The sequence below is a fragment of the Clostridium thermosuccinogenes genome (assembly GCF_002896855.1).
In the GTDB taxonomy this organism is placed as follows: domain Bacteria; phylum Bacillota; class Clostridia; order Acetivibrionales; family DSM-5807; genus Pseudoclostridium; species Pseudoclostridium thermosuccinogenes.
The window spans coordinates 2,975,438-2,990,123 of the sequence record NZ_CP021850.1; the positions used below are offsets into that span (position 1 = coordinate 2,975,438).

The 14,686-nt window shown below is 39.3% G+C and carries 12 protein-coding genes and 2 pseudogenes; 6 read left to right on the forward strand and 8 right to left on the reverse strand.

Annotated elements, in window-relative coordinates:
• Positions 1–128: 128 nt before the first annotated feature.
• From CDO33_RS13035 to CDO33_RS13050, 4 genes are all read right to left on the reverse strand, one after another.
• Positions 129–1,493, reverse strand: coding sequence for an MATE family efflux transporter (locus CDO33_RS13035; RefSeq protein ID WP_103083080.1), 1,365 nt, complete (start codon positions 1,491–1,493; stop codon positions 129–131).
• Between the two features lie 326 nt (positions 1,494–1,819).
• Positions 1,820–2,119, reverse strand: coding sequence for a hypothetical protein (locus CDO33_RS13040; RefSeq protein ID WP_103083081.1), 300 nt, complete (start codon positions 2,117–2,119; stop codon positions 1,820–1,822).
• Positions 2,120–2,427: 308 nt separating this feature from the next.
• Positions 2,428–2,853, reverse strand: coding sequence for a metallophosphoesterase family protein (locus CDO33_RS13045; RefSeq protein WP_103083082.1), 426 nt, complete (start codon positions 2,851–2,853; stop codon positions 2,428–2,430).
• Between the two features lie 469 nt (positions 2,854–3,322).
• Complete coding sequence (locus CDO33_RS13050) at positions 3,323–4,294, reverse strand: MerR family transcriptional regulator (RefSeq protein WP_103083083.1); 972 nt, start codon at positions 4,292–4,294, stop codon at positions 3,323–3,325.
• 750 nt (positions 4,295–5,044) lie between these two features.
• On the opposite strand from CDO33_RS13050, the gene tnpA reads away from it, so the two are divergent.
• The 3 genes from tnpA (at position 5,045) to tnpC (ending at position 7,364) form a co-directional block, all read left to right on the forward strand.
• Positions 5,045–5,365: an IS66 family insertion sequence element accessory protein TnpA gene (gene tnpA, locus CDO33_RS13055; RefSeq protein WP_028992632.1), complete on the forward strand. Its 321-nt coding sequence runs from the start codon at positions 5,045–5,047 to the stop codon at positions 5,363–5,365.
• Positions 5,359–5,715 (forward strand): IS66 family insertion sequence element accessory protein TnpB, encoded by a 357-nt coding sequence (gene tnpB, locus CDO33_RS13060; protein ID WP_028992631.1) that lies wholly within the window; start codon positions 5,359–5,361, stop codon positions 5,713–5,715. The genes tnpA and tnpB overlap by 7 nt, the downstream gene beginning before the upstream one ends.
• A 77-nt stretch (positions 5,716–5,792) precedes the next feature.
• Positions 5,793–7,364, forward strand: coding sequence for an IS66 family transposase (tnpC, locus tag CDO33_RS13065; protein WP_103089411.1), 1,572 nt, complete (start codon positions 5,793–5,795; stop codon positions 7,362–7,364).
• Between the two features lie 6 nt (positions 7,365–7,370).
• On the opposite strand, the pseudogene CDO33_RS13070 reads toward tnpC, so the two are convergent.
• From CDO33_RS13070 to CDO33_RS13075, 3 genes and pseudogenes are all read right to left on the reverse strand, one after another.
• A pseudogene (locus tag CDO33_RS13070) lies at positions 7,371–8,269 on the reverse strand (SPL family radical SAM protein).
• 11 nt (positions 8,270–8,280) lie between these two features.
• Positions 8,281–8,415 (reverse strand): WCX domain-containing protein, encoded by a 135-nt coding sequence (locus CDO33_RS21590; RefSeq protein WP_117433644.1) that lies wholly within the window; start codon positions 8,413–8,415, stop codon positions 8,281–8,283.
• Between the two features lie 231 nt (positions 8,416–8,646).
• Positions 8,647–9,839: pseudogene (locus tag CDO33_RS13075) on the reverse strand (IS256 family transposase).
• Positions 9,840–10,236: 397 nt separating this feature from the next.
• Between CDO33_RS13075 and CDO33_RS13080 the strand changes: the two are divergent.
• Positions 10,237–11,445, forward strand: a complete 1,209-nt coding sequence (locus CDO33_RS13080) for an IS110 family RNA-guided transposase (RefSeq protein ID WP_103083276.1) — start codon at positions 10,237–10,239, stop codon at positions 11,443–11,445.
• Positions 11,446–11,754: 309 nt separating this feature from the next.
• Here the strand turns inward: CDO33_RS13080 and CDO33_RS21695 are convergent, their stop codons facing one another.
• Positions 11,755–12,027 carry a DUF7010 family protein gene (locus CDO33_RS21695; RefSeq protein WP_422678815.1) on the reverse strand — a complete coding sequence of 91 codons (273 nt, stop codon included), beginning with the start codon at positions 12,025–12,027 and terminating at the stop codon, positions 11,755–11,757.
• Positions 12,028–12,262: 235 nt separating this feature from the next.
• Here CDO33_RS21695 and CDO33_RS13090 point away from each other — a divergent pair, with 235 nt between their 5' ends.
• Positions 12,263–13,132: a transposase gene (locus tag CDO33_RS13090; protein ID WP_161496712.1), complete on the forward strand. Its 870-nt coding sequence runs from the start codon at positions 12,263–12,265 to the stop codon at positions 13,130–13,132.
• Between the two features lie 102 nt (positions 13,133–13,234).
• The gene (locus tag CDO33_RS13095; RefSeq protein ID WP_103089282.1) at positions 13,235–14,665 is read left to right on the forward strand and encodes an ISLre2 family transposase; all 1,431 of its coding nucleotides are present in this window, start codon (positions 13,235–13,237) and stop codon (positions 14,663–14,665) included.
• Positions 14,666–14,686: the final 21 nt, after the last annotated feature.

Sequence of the window (14,686 nt, forward strand, 5' to 3'; positions counted from 1 at the left end):
GTCGATATATTGCCGCAAACGATAAAAAATAAAGGTTTTCCCGATGCCTGGAAAACCTTTATTTATAGCCTTTTTCATTTCTTTTATTTTTCAAACCATACATCAAAACTATACAATCCCGTTCCTCGTCACATGCTAGTTTTGACAACCGTATTCTTTTTCCATTTTCCTGTAACATAATAAATCAGTAGAATCAAACCTGAAGCTAAGCTGGCGATAGGTGCTGCAAGACCCAATCCCCCCAGTCCTTTTTGCATGACTAATCCAAAAAGTATAGCTATCGGGACACGGAAACCAATTGATGACAGAATTCCGCATATTGATGATATAATTGTATGTCCTGAACCAGTTACAAGACCATTCAAACAGAATGTCGCAGGTACAATCAGGTAATCGAAAGAAAAGGTCCTGATATACTCTACTCCGGCAGAAATCGTATTCGGATCATCATCAAAAACAGATAAGATCTGTTCAGGAAAAACCTGTGTAATAATAAATACTACAAAGGTAATTGAAAAAGCAAGTGCAAAACCGGTATAGAATGTCTTTTTGGCGCGATCAATAGCTCCTGCACCCATATTCTGCGCAACCATTGCCGAAACTGAAGAGCCAACTGCAATAGCCGGTAATATTGCAAAACCGTTATATTTACCGACAATACCGACAGCCGCAGATGCATTTACACCCATACTGTTCGCAATAGTGGTAAGCACGAGAAATGAAAAGTTCACAATTACATTCTGGATTGAGATAGGTATACCTACCTGTACAATTGTGATGAAATGTTTTTTCAGGAATCTAAATGAACAAAGTTTAAAATCAAATATGAAATCACTTCTCATTAAACTAATAATACATAAAATCATGCTTATAGCCTGTGAAACAACAGTTGCGATCGCTGCACCCCTTGCTGCCATGCCATAAACACCAACAAGCAATAAATCCAAAACTACATTTATTGTGCATGCTATGGATATGAAAATCAATGGTCTCCTGCTATCACCAAAACCTCTCAGAATAGCAGAAAACGCATTATATCCAAAAATAAATACCGTACCCAACAGTGTAATGTCAAGGTAGTCCCTTGCCTGCTGATAGGACTCTTCCGGTGTTTGCAATAGCCAGAGTACTTTATCTGAAACCATTAACATGATAATGGTAAAGGCAATACCGACAATAAGAAGAAAAGTGAGCAGTGTGCCAATTGTTTCTTTCACGCTTTTTCTATCTCCAGAGCCCAGATACTGACCAATAATAACGGTACCACCAACCGTCAGGCCAACTATAATATTCGTCAAGATAAATGTAACCTGTCCGCCTATATTCACCCCAGAAATGGCAGCAGTCCCCGAATAATAACCGACTATCAACATATCTGCTACGTTGTAAAGACTTTGTATCAGATTTGACAACATAAAAGGCAATGCAAACTGTATAAGAAGCTTAACAACATTACCCTCAGTGAGATTCCTTTCAATCGATGCTTTTCTCATATGGCTCCAACCATTCCTCTCTCCAATGCGTCAATAAGATAAAAATAATGCAATTATTATGCTAAGAATTGCATTAAAAATTAATTAGCTTAATCATTATACATGAATAGCTTTCCATAAAGCAACTAGTATTTATTGATCATTACATCATGTCTCCTCTACCTATACGTTATCTAACCTGTCAACTCAACCCTGCCTATTTTCGGGTCCAAATTTCACGCCCAAAATACCACGTCGATATGTTTACATGTACGCATTTTGCCTTTTTAGGTTTAGTGGAAGTGATTTAAGACTTGACCATTCCAAAATTTGTCCGCCATAATCATTTACATGAAAATGCCTGATATGTCCATCTTTCCAAAGCCAGTCATACTCTTTTTCATATAGAGGCTCAAGCTGTCCATGAAAGGCAGCCATCTTGGTATCAAAGACAAAAAGAATACCGGTATATTAAGTCCAAGTTTTTTAAATATAAACATTACATCTATTTTGTCATACCGGTCTCTGTACATCATAATTTCAAATCCATCACAATTAATCTGCTTAGACAAGGTCTCCAGCAGCCCGTAATTTCTTCCATTTGGTTTGACTATTAAAGCACCTGTTGAGCATAGAATCCCAGCCATTTTTTCCACCTAAATTTACTTATGTGGTTTATACCTGTGGCTTATTTTTTCTTAATCATGATAACTTTTAATTATGCTCATTGTGCTCAAACCTCATAATCTGCTAGTTTTTAGGTATCCTTTATATGAAAGATTATACCAAGTTAAAAGCTATATTGAAAGGGCTGACTGATTAAGGAAGCCCTGTAACATATTATAAAACTATTGGTTGCAGTTTCGGGTCCCGATATATCTGCAACCATAGTTATTTGTAAATTTATTTTGAGTTTGCGTTTGCTCAACGCAGGAAGAAATTTGAGGCCTCGCTTTTACTTTGCATTAAAGTTGATGTATCTATTGGTTGAACTGTCCATACAATAATGCATTACAGCGAAATGAAATCCACCCAAAGCAAAATCCTTACGATAAGGGAGCCCTTTTAAAAACTGAACAGATTCATTGGATAATAGCGAATGCTCCCATTTGTGGTGCTCCATTTCTTCGTATCCCATATCTTCTTCATTGGGTGCTTGCGTTGGCATACCCTCTAACAAATATCTTTCATGATTCCCTCGAACCGCAATGATATCAGGAATTTGCATAATACGTTGAACTGTTTCTTCCGGGTATGGACCAATACCGATAATGTCTCCACAGCAAATAACCTGCTCACAGCCCTCTGTATGAAATTTTTCGAGCACAGCATTTAATGCAACTACATTGTTATGAACATCTGATATTACACCAACTCTCATATAGCACCTTTCTTACATATAGAGTAATCGATGACAAGCCTGATCAAACCGATTGAGCAATCCAGAATATGATTACATTACAAAGCCCAAACAGTTGGAGTGTCGGTTAATTAAAATACATCGCTGAGTTTATTATTTCATATTTTTCCCTTTTAGGCAATTAAAACTGAAAAGCGCAGCAGGAATCTTTAGCTTTGCATAGCAGGTCACAAAAATTGTCATGGATGAGAATCAAATTTATATAACATCAAGCCTGTTTCCTTAACTCCTACAAAATTGGCCATTATCTTATTTGTCAACTCAATCCTACCTGGCCTCAGATTCAAATTTTACCCAAAAAATACACTTTCTACATGCTCCCGCAAATGCATTAAGAAAGCAGAAAGCTTTTACAGTATGATAAGCAGCTTCCCTGACCATGCCCCGGATATAACAATTTCCGATGACTTTGAAGAACAATTGTTACTGGTTATTTTGCCTTTATTGGTACCAGCAAATCGAGTTGAATAAACTGTGCCGCCTTTTCATCGCCTGCAAAATATGAATATGCGTTAAGATGCTCTTCTAAGCAACCATTCATTCCGAATGGCTCCCGTGCATCATATTCATATTCACTACTGTTCATAACCCATTGACCAAGAAGTTGCCACTCATGGAAATCACCCATCTTAATGCAATGAGCCGCATACAATCCGCCCTCAAAGTATTTTTTTTGCAGAGGAGATGGAACATCCAAATCATCAGGAATGGTCACCCAAAATTCATATCCATATGTTTCATTGCCAGTTGGTGAAGGATTATTAAATCCGAACACTCTCAAATCGGGTTTGATTTTTTGAAGCTCAATGCTTCTAACAAACTCCTCTAACGGTTTCCCTGCATTTTCTTCGGGATCTTCTCCGAAATAGTGGCTTGCCGCAACGGTGCAAGGTGGCAAATAAATAATACGCACATTCTTTAAGGTCGATAAAATTTCATTAGCTTTGTTCAGGTCGTCCATAGAACATTCCTCCTTTAATTTGATTTTTGAAAGACTAAGCGTTTGAATTACACTTATGATATCAGCATCATTGAGCATGTCAAGCTTGATATGCGTATGCACCATCGAATTTAATCGCGTAATAAATGCATTCAGAATATCTCGTATTGTTTGGAGCGCAGTTATTTCGGTATTAAGCTCATCAATAGTTTCCTGAAAGATTTCAATAATTTTTGTTTGCTCAATATCACTAAATATCAAGGCAATCTTTTTCAACGGAATACGCAATTTCCGCAGCGCGATAATCTGTTGAAGACGTCTTAAGGCAGATTCATCATACACACGATACGCATAATTCTGCTTGCGAGTGCTGGGTAATAGACCGATTTCATCATAGTATCGAAGCATTCTTGTTGTAACATTGAAGGTCTTTGTAACCTCGCTGATGGTCATGAGCTTCATCTGTTCGCCTCCTTTCCGAAATCATTATAATGGACGACACGACGTCAAAGTCAAGAGATATTGATGAATTTTTAAGCAAATCTCCACGTGGCGAAGAGGATGAATAACCGTTCAAGATATAATGTTTAATGACAACTCTTAACTTATAAACCTTAGTTGATAGTTTTGATGCTGTCATTACATACCTACTTTTACATCTAACCTGTCACCTCAACCTATGCGTTATCTGTTCTATCAACTCAACCCTACATATTTCCGGGCAAAAATCTTACCAAAAATACGCCTTCGATATGTTTCTTTATACACATTTTGACCTTTTAAGTCGAGTTGACAGTTTGAATGTAATCCAGCAAATCCAGTAAAATTAAGTCTTACAGCTTTGTAATAAATACCACGCACTCAACATGGTTCGAGTTGATGAAATTGATGCCTGCGGGCTATTTTTTATAGTATCTGTTCGCTGGAACATGTCAATGATTTCTTTGCTGTTTTGAAAAATCGCCATTCAAGGGAACATATCAATTGTTTTAGTATTTTTCCGAAAACATCTGTTTCAAGGAACAAATCAATACAAATTCATTGAATCATCTCCATGGAAGCGGGGGGATGGTTTGTTTCCTGCTCGCTAAAATGAAGCAGTAGAACTAAAATAAAGTCATTTGTTCAGTAAGCGGTAAATAATACCCACATTTAAATGCAAACAGGCTTATGAGATAATCTCTCCAGAAAATATACTGGAGGTATAACTTTATGACCAAAGCAGATCTTTATCAAAAATGGGCATCCATAATTGCAGAGTACAAATCCAGCGGACAGACGCAAACTTCATTTTGCAAATCCGCGGGGATAAGTCTTCGTCAGTTAAGCTACTGGTTGAGAAAAGAAAGACAAAACGGAATCATACAATCAGAATCTCCCAAATGGATTCCGGTAGAAGTAGATCATAAAGAGCATACAGGCAAAGGCCAATCAATCGAAATCAAATTTGGCCCAGCTGAAGTTCAAGTCAAACCAGGCTTTGACCAGAAGCATCTGTTGGATGTGCTAATGGTGCTGAGGGAATTATGCTGAGCATAGCCGGCACCGACAAGGTCTACCTTGCCTGTGGAAGTACCGACATGCGTAAGTCTATCGATGGCCTGGCTGCCATCGTCCAGCAAAGCTTCGCATTAGACCCCTTCTCGTCTTGTCTATTTGTGTTCTGCAATAAAAAACGTGATAAGCTTAAAATCCTCCAATGGGAACATAATGGTTTCTGGCTATATTACCGGAGGCTTGAAAAAGGCAAATTCCAATGGCCTAAAGAAAGTTGCGGCACTCCAATGAAGGTTGGTGTCCGTGAACTGGGTTGGCTGCTGGATGGACTATCCTTGGAGCAGAAGCAGGCACACAAAAAAGTGACAGTAAGTGCAGTAATATGAATACTTTCAAGACAAAAATATTTATATTTTTTATCATTTTCCTGGAAAAAACCGTAGAAAAATGATATAATAAAATTATGGAAAACACAGTGAAATCAACGGTTACAATAGAAAAACTCCAAACAGAAATTGAAATATTGAAGCAGGAAAAAGCCGAGCTTGAAGCAAAACTCAAATGGTTTGAAGAACAATTCCGGCTGCATCAGCATAAGCTTTTTGGGCGTTCAAGTGAAAAGACGGAAGTCCCTGAACAGCTAAATCTTTTCAACGAGGCGGAATCAGAAGCCAAGCCTGCAGTTCCCGAACCAACATTAGAGGAAATTACATATAAACGTCGTAAAAAGCAGGGGCACAGAGAAGAAATGCTTAAAGACATTCCTGTAGAGACCATAGAGTATCGCTTGCCTGAAGAAGAGCAGGTTTGTGATTGCTGTGGCGGCAAACTGCATGAAATGAGCAAGGAAGTAAGGCGGGAAATAGAAATTATTCCGGCTCAGGTGCGTGTAAAGGAACATGTGCAGTATGTATATGGCTGCCGTAATTGCGAGAAGAATGAAATATCTACACCGATAGTAACAGCCCCAATGCCAAAGCCGGCACTTCCTGGAAGCCTGGCTTCGGCATCCGCCATAGCTCATGTAATGACGGAGAAATTTGTAAAAGGGCTTCCTCTTTATCGTCAAGAGCAGGACTGGGAGAGGATGGGGATTGAAATATCCAGGCAAACCATGGCGAACTGGATGATACAAAGCTCCGACAGGTGGCTGCGGCCGATATATGAACGAATGCGGGAACACTTGCAGCAAAGGGACATCCTCCATTCCGATGATACTACCCTCCAAGTACTCAAGGAACCCGGGCGAGCCGCAGATTCAACCTCCTACATGTGGCTATACCGGACCGGCCGGGAAGGGCCTCCGATTATTCTTTATGACTACCAAACTACCAGGGCTGGCAAACATCCTAAAAAATTTCTTGAAGGATTCAAAGGTTACCTTCATACGGATGGGTATGATGGTTATAGTGGCATGCCCGGAATCATCCAGGTTGGTTGCTGGGCACATGCAAGGCGTTATTTTGTCGACGCCTTAAAAGCCATGCCTCCAAAAAAAGATGACAAGCCCACAGTAACAGAAGAAGGTTTGGCATTTTGCAATAACTTGTTTGAGATAGAAAAAATGCTTCATGATGTTACACCGGAAGAAAGATATGAGGGCCGATTGAAACACAGCCGACCAGTGCTTGATAAATTCAAGGAATGGCTCAAATACTGGAGTCCAAGAGTAACTCCCAAAAGTTCATTAGGAAAAGCAATCCAATACTGCCGGAACCAGTGGGACAAGCTGGAGGCCTTTATGCTGGACGGCAGGCTAGAGATTGATAACAACCGAAGTGAACGGTCGATAAAGCCTTTTGTAATCGGGAGGAAGAATTGGCTGTTTAGCAACACGCCTAAAGGAGCCAATGCCAGCGCAACAATTTACAGTATTGTGGAGACGGCAAAAGAGAATGGGTTGAACCCGTTTGAATATCTTACTTATCTCTTTGAACGTCTACCGAATATAAATATCAAGGATCAACATGCATTAGACACCTTGTTGCCATGGTCAGCAAATCTTCCGGGTCATTGCAAAGTGCCCAATAAATAATATATATTATGCCCCTGCTAAATCAAAGGTGGGGGCTATTTGACGCTTACTTTGTTCAAATTGCACAGCTTCTTCGTACGTATGAAGATATTTGAATATTTCATCGTTATTGTGAACTATGCCATGTTTCTCTCATTCGTGATGAAATATCTCCATCAGTTTTTCGTTATTATCACTTTTCAGTTCATAGCTAAAGCCGTATTTTTTATGATAAATTTGCCTTAAGCCCGGAAAGTGCTCATCAAGTTTTTATAAAAGTATTCTCTGCTTCCCTCTCTCAAAGTTAATCCCATTCCAAAGCAAATTATTCCAATCACTTCAGCATCAATGCAATAATCAAGTATGCCTTTAAGATTTTCCTCCGTATCATTTATAAATGGTAAAATTGGATCAAGCCATACTATAGTGGGAATCCCATTGTCCCTCATTTTTTTCAGAACTTCGTAACGCTTTTTAGTTGTGCATACTGCAGGCTCAATTAATTTGCACAGGTTCTCATCATATGTTGTCATAGTCATCTGAACAACGCATTTCGATTTGTTATTTATGCTTTTTAATAAATCCAAATCCCTTAGTATTCTGTCTGATTTGGTCTGAATACTTAGTCCGAATCCATACCTGTCAATAATTTCAAGGCACTTCCGTGTATGGTTGAGCTCTGTTTCAATATGCATGTATGGGTCGCACATGGAACCAGTTCCTATCATGCATTTTTTGCGTTTTTTCCTGAGGGCATTTTCCAGAAGCTCAGGAGCATTTACCTTAACCTCTATATCCTCAAAATCATGCTCCATCTTATAGCACTTGCTTCTACTATCGCAATAGATGCAGCCATGGGTGCAGCCACGATATACATTCATTCCGTTATTGGCAGATAAAATTGTCTTTACCTCTTTGTAGTGCATATTGCCCATCCTCACTGCTTTTCGTATAATTCCAAAAGCTTTCTTGCCCTATCGGTAATAATGTTCATGATATGCTGGGGCTCCAAAACCTTCACATAACTGCCGAATGATAGTAAATGCCCGTAAACCCATTCATCTACAATTATACCGCATTAATATGACAACAGATAGTCATATTTGGAAACTTTACCTGCCTATTGCTTACAGTTCACACCCGCACCGGCAAAAAGCAAAAAGAAACGCCTGTAGACCCTTGATACTGTTCCATTTAGGTCATTACCTGCTAATAGTTTTCTGCATACTCCCTGCCATCTTACAAATGCATAGGTACCGTCAAGATTTTTTCGCAAAATCAATTACCGGTTGGTAAGCATTGATTAGCCGACAGTCATTAATGAATCATCCATGTCGAATTCTTCAAGGTGTTTCATGCTCATGTAGCGCTTAGTTCCCCAGTCCTTGCTTGCAACATAGCGTAACCTTGCACAAACTAACATTAAGGCTGAGTTTCCATCAGGGAAGGTTCCTACAACCCTTGTCCTGCGCCTGATCTCTCGATTAAGTCGTTCAATAACATTATTACTCCGCAATTTTTGCCAATGGGCATAGGGGAAATCCATGTAAGCCAGCGTTTCCTCGATGCCCCTTTCTATCTTATCAGCTGCTTCTTTAAGTTTCATTTCTCGTAGTTTCTTAACCACACTCTGTGCCTTTTGCCTTGCTGCTTCTTTATTCTCTTGCGCATGAATGGCTTTCAGCATTACGGCTACCTCTTTTATCTTGGAACTTGGGGTAACTGTAAATACATTTCGATAGAAATGAACGGTACAACGCTGATACTTTGCATCCGGATAAACCTCATTTATTGCCTCTAAGAGTCCCAGGCACTTATCTCCTATGAATAGCTGGACTCCAGTTAGTCCTCGCTCCTTTAAACCTGCAAAAAGGCTAGCCAGCTTGCTTTATCTTCTTTCATTCCTTCAGCGGCACCAATGACTTCTCTGTAGCCTTCTTCGTTTACCGCCATTGCTATGAGAATGGATACATTCTCATATTCGCCACCCCAGTTGCGTTTTAAATAGATTCCATCCAGGTAGACATACGGATATCTATTTTTCAGTGGTCTATTACGCCATGCATCAATATGTACATATACTTTCTTATTTAGTTCACTGATAGTGCCAGGAGAGACTCTTGTCCACCAAAGGGCTTCGGTAATATCCTCGACTCGCCGTACCGATACACCCGCCAAGTACATTTCTATTAGAGCTTCTTCCACTGAACTTTCACTCCGACGGTATCGTTCAATTATTGCTGTTTCAAAGGCTATCCCTTTTAATTTAGGCATCTTTAGCCTCACATTTCCCGATGTTGTGGTCAGATTTCTTTCATAGTGACCGGATCTATAGCCCTGCCTTTCCGAAGTGCGCTCATAGCGTTCTGCTTTAGTTAGTTCTGCCGCCTCTTGCTCCAATAACTGATTAAGAGTTTCCTCAACACTACTGCGAACTAAATCTTTTAATTCCTGCTTTATTACGCCTTCATTTAGTTGTATAATTTTATCTGACATGGTTCGTAACCTCCTTTGGTTGGTTTTTGTGTAGCAACTTAATTCTACCAAACGGTTACGTCCATGTCATTTTTTATTGGACTTTTATGAATTTGCGAAAAATATTATACTTTATCAATGCATACAGAAGCCTTCGATCTACTAAATTTAATAATTAGACCCTCATGCCACTAAAGTAGCACCATCAAATTGATGAAAACGAGCAGCCGTTACGGTATACTATAGACATACGGTGAAGAAGGTCGAACTATCTTGGTGCGTGAGAGCCCGTGGATTAGACTGATTTCAGCTTCCTGCTTGTACCACAAATTGTTGCCCCTTACAGGGAGCACGCAGGGTAGAATAATGAAGTACAGGGAGCTGCGCCGGAATATTACAACCATAGGAGTTGATATTAATGGAAGTAGTATACCAGCGTTGTTGTGGGTTGGATGTCCATAAGGACAAAATTGTTGCATGTGTGATTACTGAAAGCAAGAAAGAGATTCGCAGTTACGGGACAGTAACCGAGTCGTTGATTGAGCTGGTAGATTGGCTGAAAGAAGAGAGCTGTGAGAATGTTGCAATGGAAAGTACAGGATCTTACTGGAAGCCAATATACAATCTACTTGAATTGGAGGAGATACCGGCAATGGTAGTCAATGCCCAGCATATCAAGGCGGTGCCGGGCAGAAAGACGGATGTCAAAGATGCAGAGTGGATAGCGGAGCTTTTAAGGTATGGACTTCTTAAAGGTAGCTATATACCAAACCGGGAGCAACGTGAATTAAAAGAGTATATACGATATAGGCGAAGCATGATAGAAGAACGTGCCCGCGAATTAAACCGGGTACAAAAAGTGCTTGAAGGGGCAAATATTAAGCTTTCATCAGTAGTAAGCAACATAGATGGAGTATCATCAAGAAGAATGCGTGAGGAAATCATAAAAGGTACTGAGGATACAGAAGTGCTTGCAGCCTTGGCTAAAGGTAAAATGAAGCAAAAGACAGATGAACTTAAGAAAGCTTTAAAAGGACTTATAGGAGAACATCAGAAAAAGATATTATCCACCATGCTAAGACACATTGACTTTTTGGATGCTGAGATTGAAAAGCTTGATGCAGAGGTCAAAGAACGTATGCGCCCTTTTGAGGAACAGGTGAAGCGTTTGGATTCAATAGCCGGGGTTGGAGAGCGGAGTGCACAGACAATAATAGCAGAAATAGGAACTGACATGAGTGTATTTCCGACAGCGAATCACCTGGCATCCTGGGCATGGATGTGTTCCGGTAACAATGAAAGTGCGGGAAAGAAAAAGAGTGGAAAGACTAAAAGCTTAAGAAGTACGCTGGTGGAATGTGCAAAAGCGGCAGGTAGAAGCAAAAACAGTTATCTTTCAGCACAATATAAACGAATCGCAGCACGAAGAGGACGTAATAGAGCAACGGTTGCAGTTGGGCACAGTATTTTAGTAATAGCATATCATCTGATAAAAAACAACGTAGACTATCAGGAGCTTGGAGCAGACTATTTTGAACAGCGCAGGAAGCAAGATATCGTAAAGAGAAGTATAAAGCGCCTTGAAGCCTTAGGCTTTAAAGTAACTATAGAAGAGAACGTGGCATAAGAAATTTTTTTTCAAAGCCAGTACTGTTTGGGTAGTGGCTTGGGTGGGTGTTTTTGTGCCTTCGAAGTAACTAAAATTTTTCAGGATAGAGATATCAGCAAAGCAGCTGAAAATTAAATTTCTAAGTATTTTTCTTTGCATTCCTATTATGCACTCCACGTGGCTTGTGTTTGTAGAATTGATGTTATTTGTTATTGCCCGTTCTCGGAAACATATCCACTGCATTTTTGTCACTTTTGGTAGACGAAAACATGTCCATTACGACGTGAGATATAAAGGATGCGTTTTAATAAATATTAATAATAAGTATTAATAATAAGGTTTAGAAATAGGTAAAATTTTTCTGATTTCAAATATCAGACAAATACTAAATAATATTTCTATGGCTATCATCATAATTGCAATCACATAAGGCCCAAAATTAACACCAATTATAAGGGATACAATGGGTATTAAGATAGCGAACACTATATAAGATTTAGACTTATATAGCCAATCATATGGTAACAAAAGTGCTACAAAAATCACTGCGATTATCATTGGCATTTTTTCAGGTAATGTTGGATATATCCACATAGCAATTAATAAATATAACTATAAATGAGCAAAAACGCTAACATAATTTGGTAAAACTAAATGAGGCACCTGAAAAATCCGATATTTTTGTTGCTTACACAAAAGATAAAGGATTGAAGATGCCCCGATGAACATTATAACATGCACAGAGAGTTTAAGAAAGTTCCTTATTGCATTAAGATTGACATTTTTACTTACAAAGCCTCAAATTGCTAATCTTGCAAGCATAATTGCTTCTGCAATGCAAGGAGGTTTTGACGGTAAAATAACAAATGTCCCGGAACTCAGCATGCGTAATGTTCACCGGACTTCTATCGGGAAATTTTTATCGAAATCACCATGGCCTACAAGCCTTGTAATGGATAAATACCAGCTATACGTACTGGCACAAATAAACTTGCAAGCCCGGAAAACAGGCTGCCCTGTATATGTGATACTGGATGATACGATTTCCGAAAAGACAAAGCCCTCGTCAAAGGCTTTGAGACCAACTGAAGGCTGTAGTGTCCACCATTCACATCTCAGGCGCAAGCGTGTTTACGGTCACCAGATTGTATGTGTCCTTCTAGAATGTGGAGGGTTAAAATTGCCTTATTACATGGAGCTTTACGATAAAGCTGTCCAGAGTAAAATCAGCATGGTTCGTAAAGTCATTGAAGGATTGCCGGATTTTCCGACAAAGGTATACGTTTTGGGTGATAGCTGGTATAGTGCTTGTTCTGTTATTCAAGCTGCTAAAGACAGAGGCTTCGAGTACATCGGCGCTTTGAGAGCGAACAGGGTTCTTTATTCTGTAGGAGGACCAAGATTAGGCCAAAAAGTTAATGCATACGTTAAAACCCTTACTGAAAAAGATGTCCGCCTTGTCACCGTGGGCAATCAGAAGTATTGGGTACACCACTATAATGGCTATATCAAAAGGCTTCCAAAGAACGGAGTAATTTTACTCAGTTGGCCTGAAAGCAAGCTTTTTGAAGAAAAGGCTGTACATGTATTCTTCAGCACAAGCAATCTTACGGAAGAAGAAATTCTTACAACTTATATCGAAAGGTGGACGATAGAAATCTTCTTCAGAGACAATAAGATGCAGGCTCGAGTAAAATTACTGTAGGGAATCAATTGGAATAAATATCCAAAAAATTGAAAAGAAGATGACATCCTGTTAAGATATAAGTCGCCAAATCAAAATACTCAACGAAAGGATGCATCTTCTATGTACAATAGTATACAACATTTTATTGGTTTTGGTGTAAAAAAGATTGAAGAAAAGGTAAAAAAATTTGTTGAAAAGCCTACGGACCTAGCTGACCTTGTTTTGGGATTGCATGAAGAACTTCTTGAATTAGGTAGAAACATTGTTACAGAAGTTCTTGAAGATATGGATGATTATCTGCGGGAATCGGCTTCTCGCAAGCAGAACTGGGAAATTGTAAGAAAGGATAGAACAGGACTTTTAACAAGCTTTGGACCCATCAGTTATGAACGAACATATTTTAAGCCTAAGAAAGGCGGAAAAAGGCAATATCTTGTGGATAGAATAGTTGGTATCAATCCTCATGACCGAGTAAGTGCTGATGTTGTCATAAATGCTGTGGAAGAGGCTGCGGAGAGCAGTTATAGAAAAGGTGGAGAAAAAGCTGCATACATGGATGAGGTAAGCAAACAGGCTGTAATGAATAAAGTACATGAACTTGAAGTTGTTCAGCCATCGGTGGAAAAGAGAAAGGATGAGACACCAAAGATTCTGTATATTGAGGCTGATGAAGACCATGTAGCGCAGCAAGGGAAAAAGAGACATAAGACAGAAGATGAATGGGGAGCAAGTAGCACACTAATGCCTAAGCTTGTATACGTTCATGAGGGAATTGACCATGAAAAAAGCACGAAGAAGAGAAAAGTATTGAAGAATCCCCGTTATTTTGGAGGAATCAGAGATAGTGAAGAACTGTGGCTAGAGGTTTCCCAATACATAGATGATACTTATGATGTGGATAAGATTGAAACTGTATATATATCTGGAGATGGAGCAGCTTGGATAAAACAGGGATTAAACTGGATTGGTAAAAGCAAGTTTGTATTGGATAAGTATCATTTGAGCAAATACGTAAAAGTAGCAACGGCACACTTGGAAGACGAAGATATCGAACAGGAATTAGATGATGCCTTGAAAGAAGCTGATAAGGCGGGGCTTAAGAAGGCATTTGCTAAAATTCTTGAAAAGACAGAATCGGAGACAAAGAGGAAAGCGGTTAACGATGCAAAAAGATATATATTGAATAACTGGGCAGGAATAGAGATAAAGGTAGATAACTATGAAATTGTAGGATGCAGTGCTGAAGGGCATGTAAGCCATATTCTATCCGATAGGTTAAGCAGCAGGCCAATGGGTTGGTCAAAAAATGGTGCGGACAAGATGGCCCAACTCAGAATTTTCAAGAAAAACGGAGGAAAAGTATACGACTTGGTAATGGCTCAAAAGAAGAAAGAACAACGGGAGCAGGCACAGCAGCTACAAGATGAATTAATTCGTGAATTGAGAACAAATAGGAATAGATATGATGGTGTTTGGGACAGTAATCTAACAATAATCAGTAAAGGCCATAAAACACTGCTTTATAGAGCGCTAAGAGCCTTTGTAGGGTAACAATGAACGAAGGGAACGGCG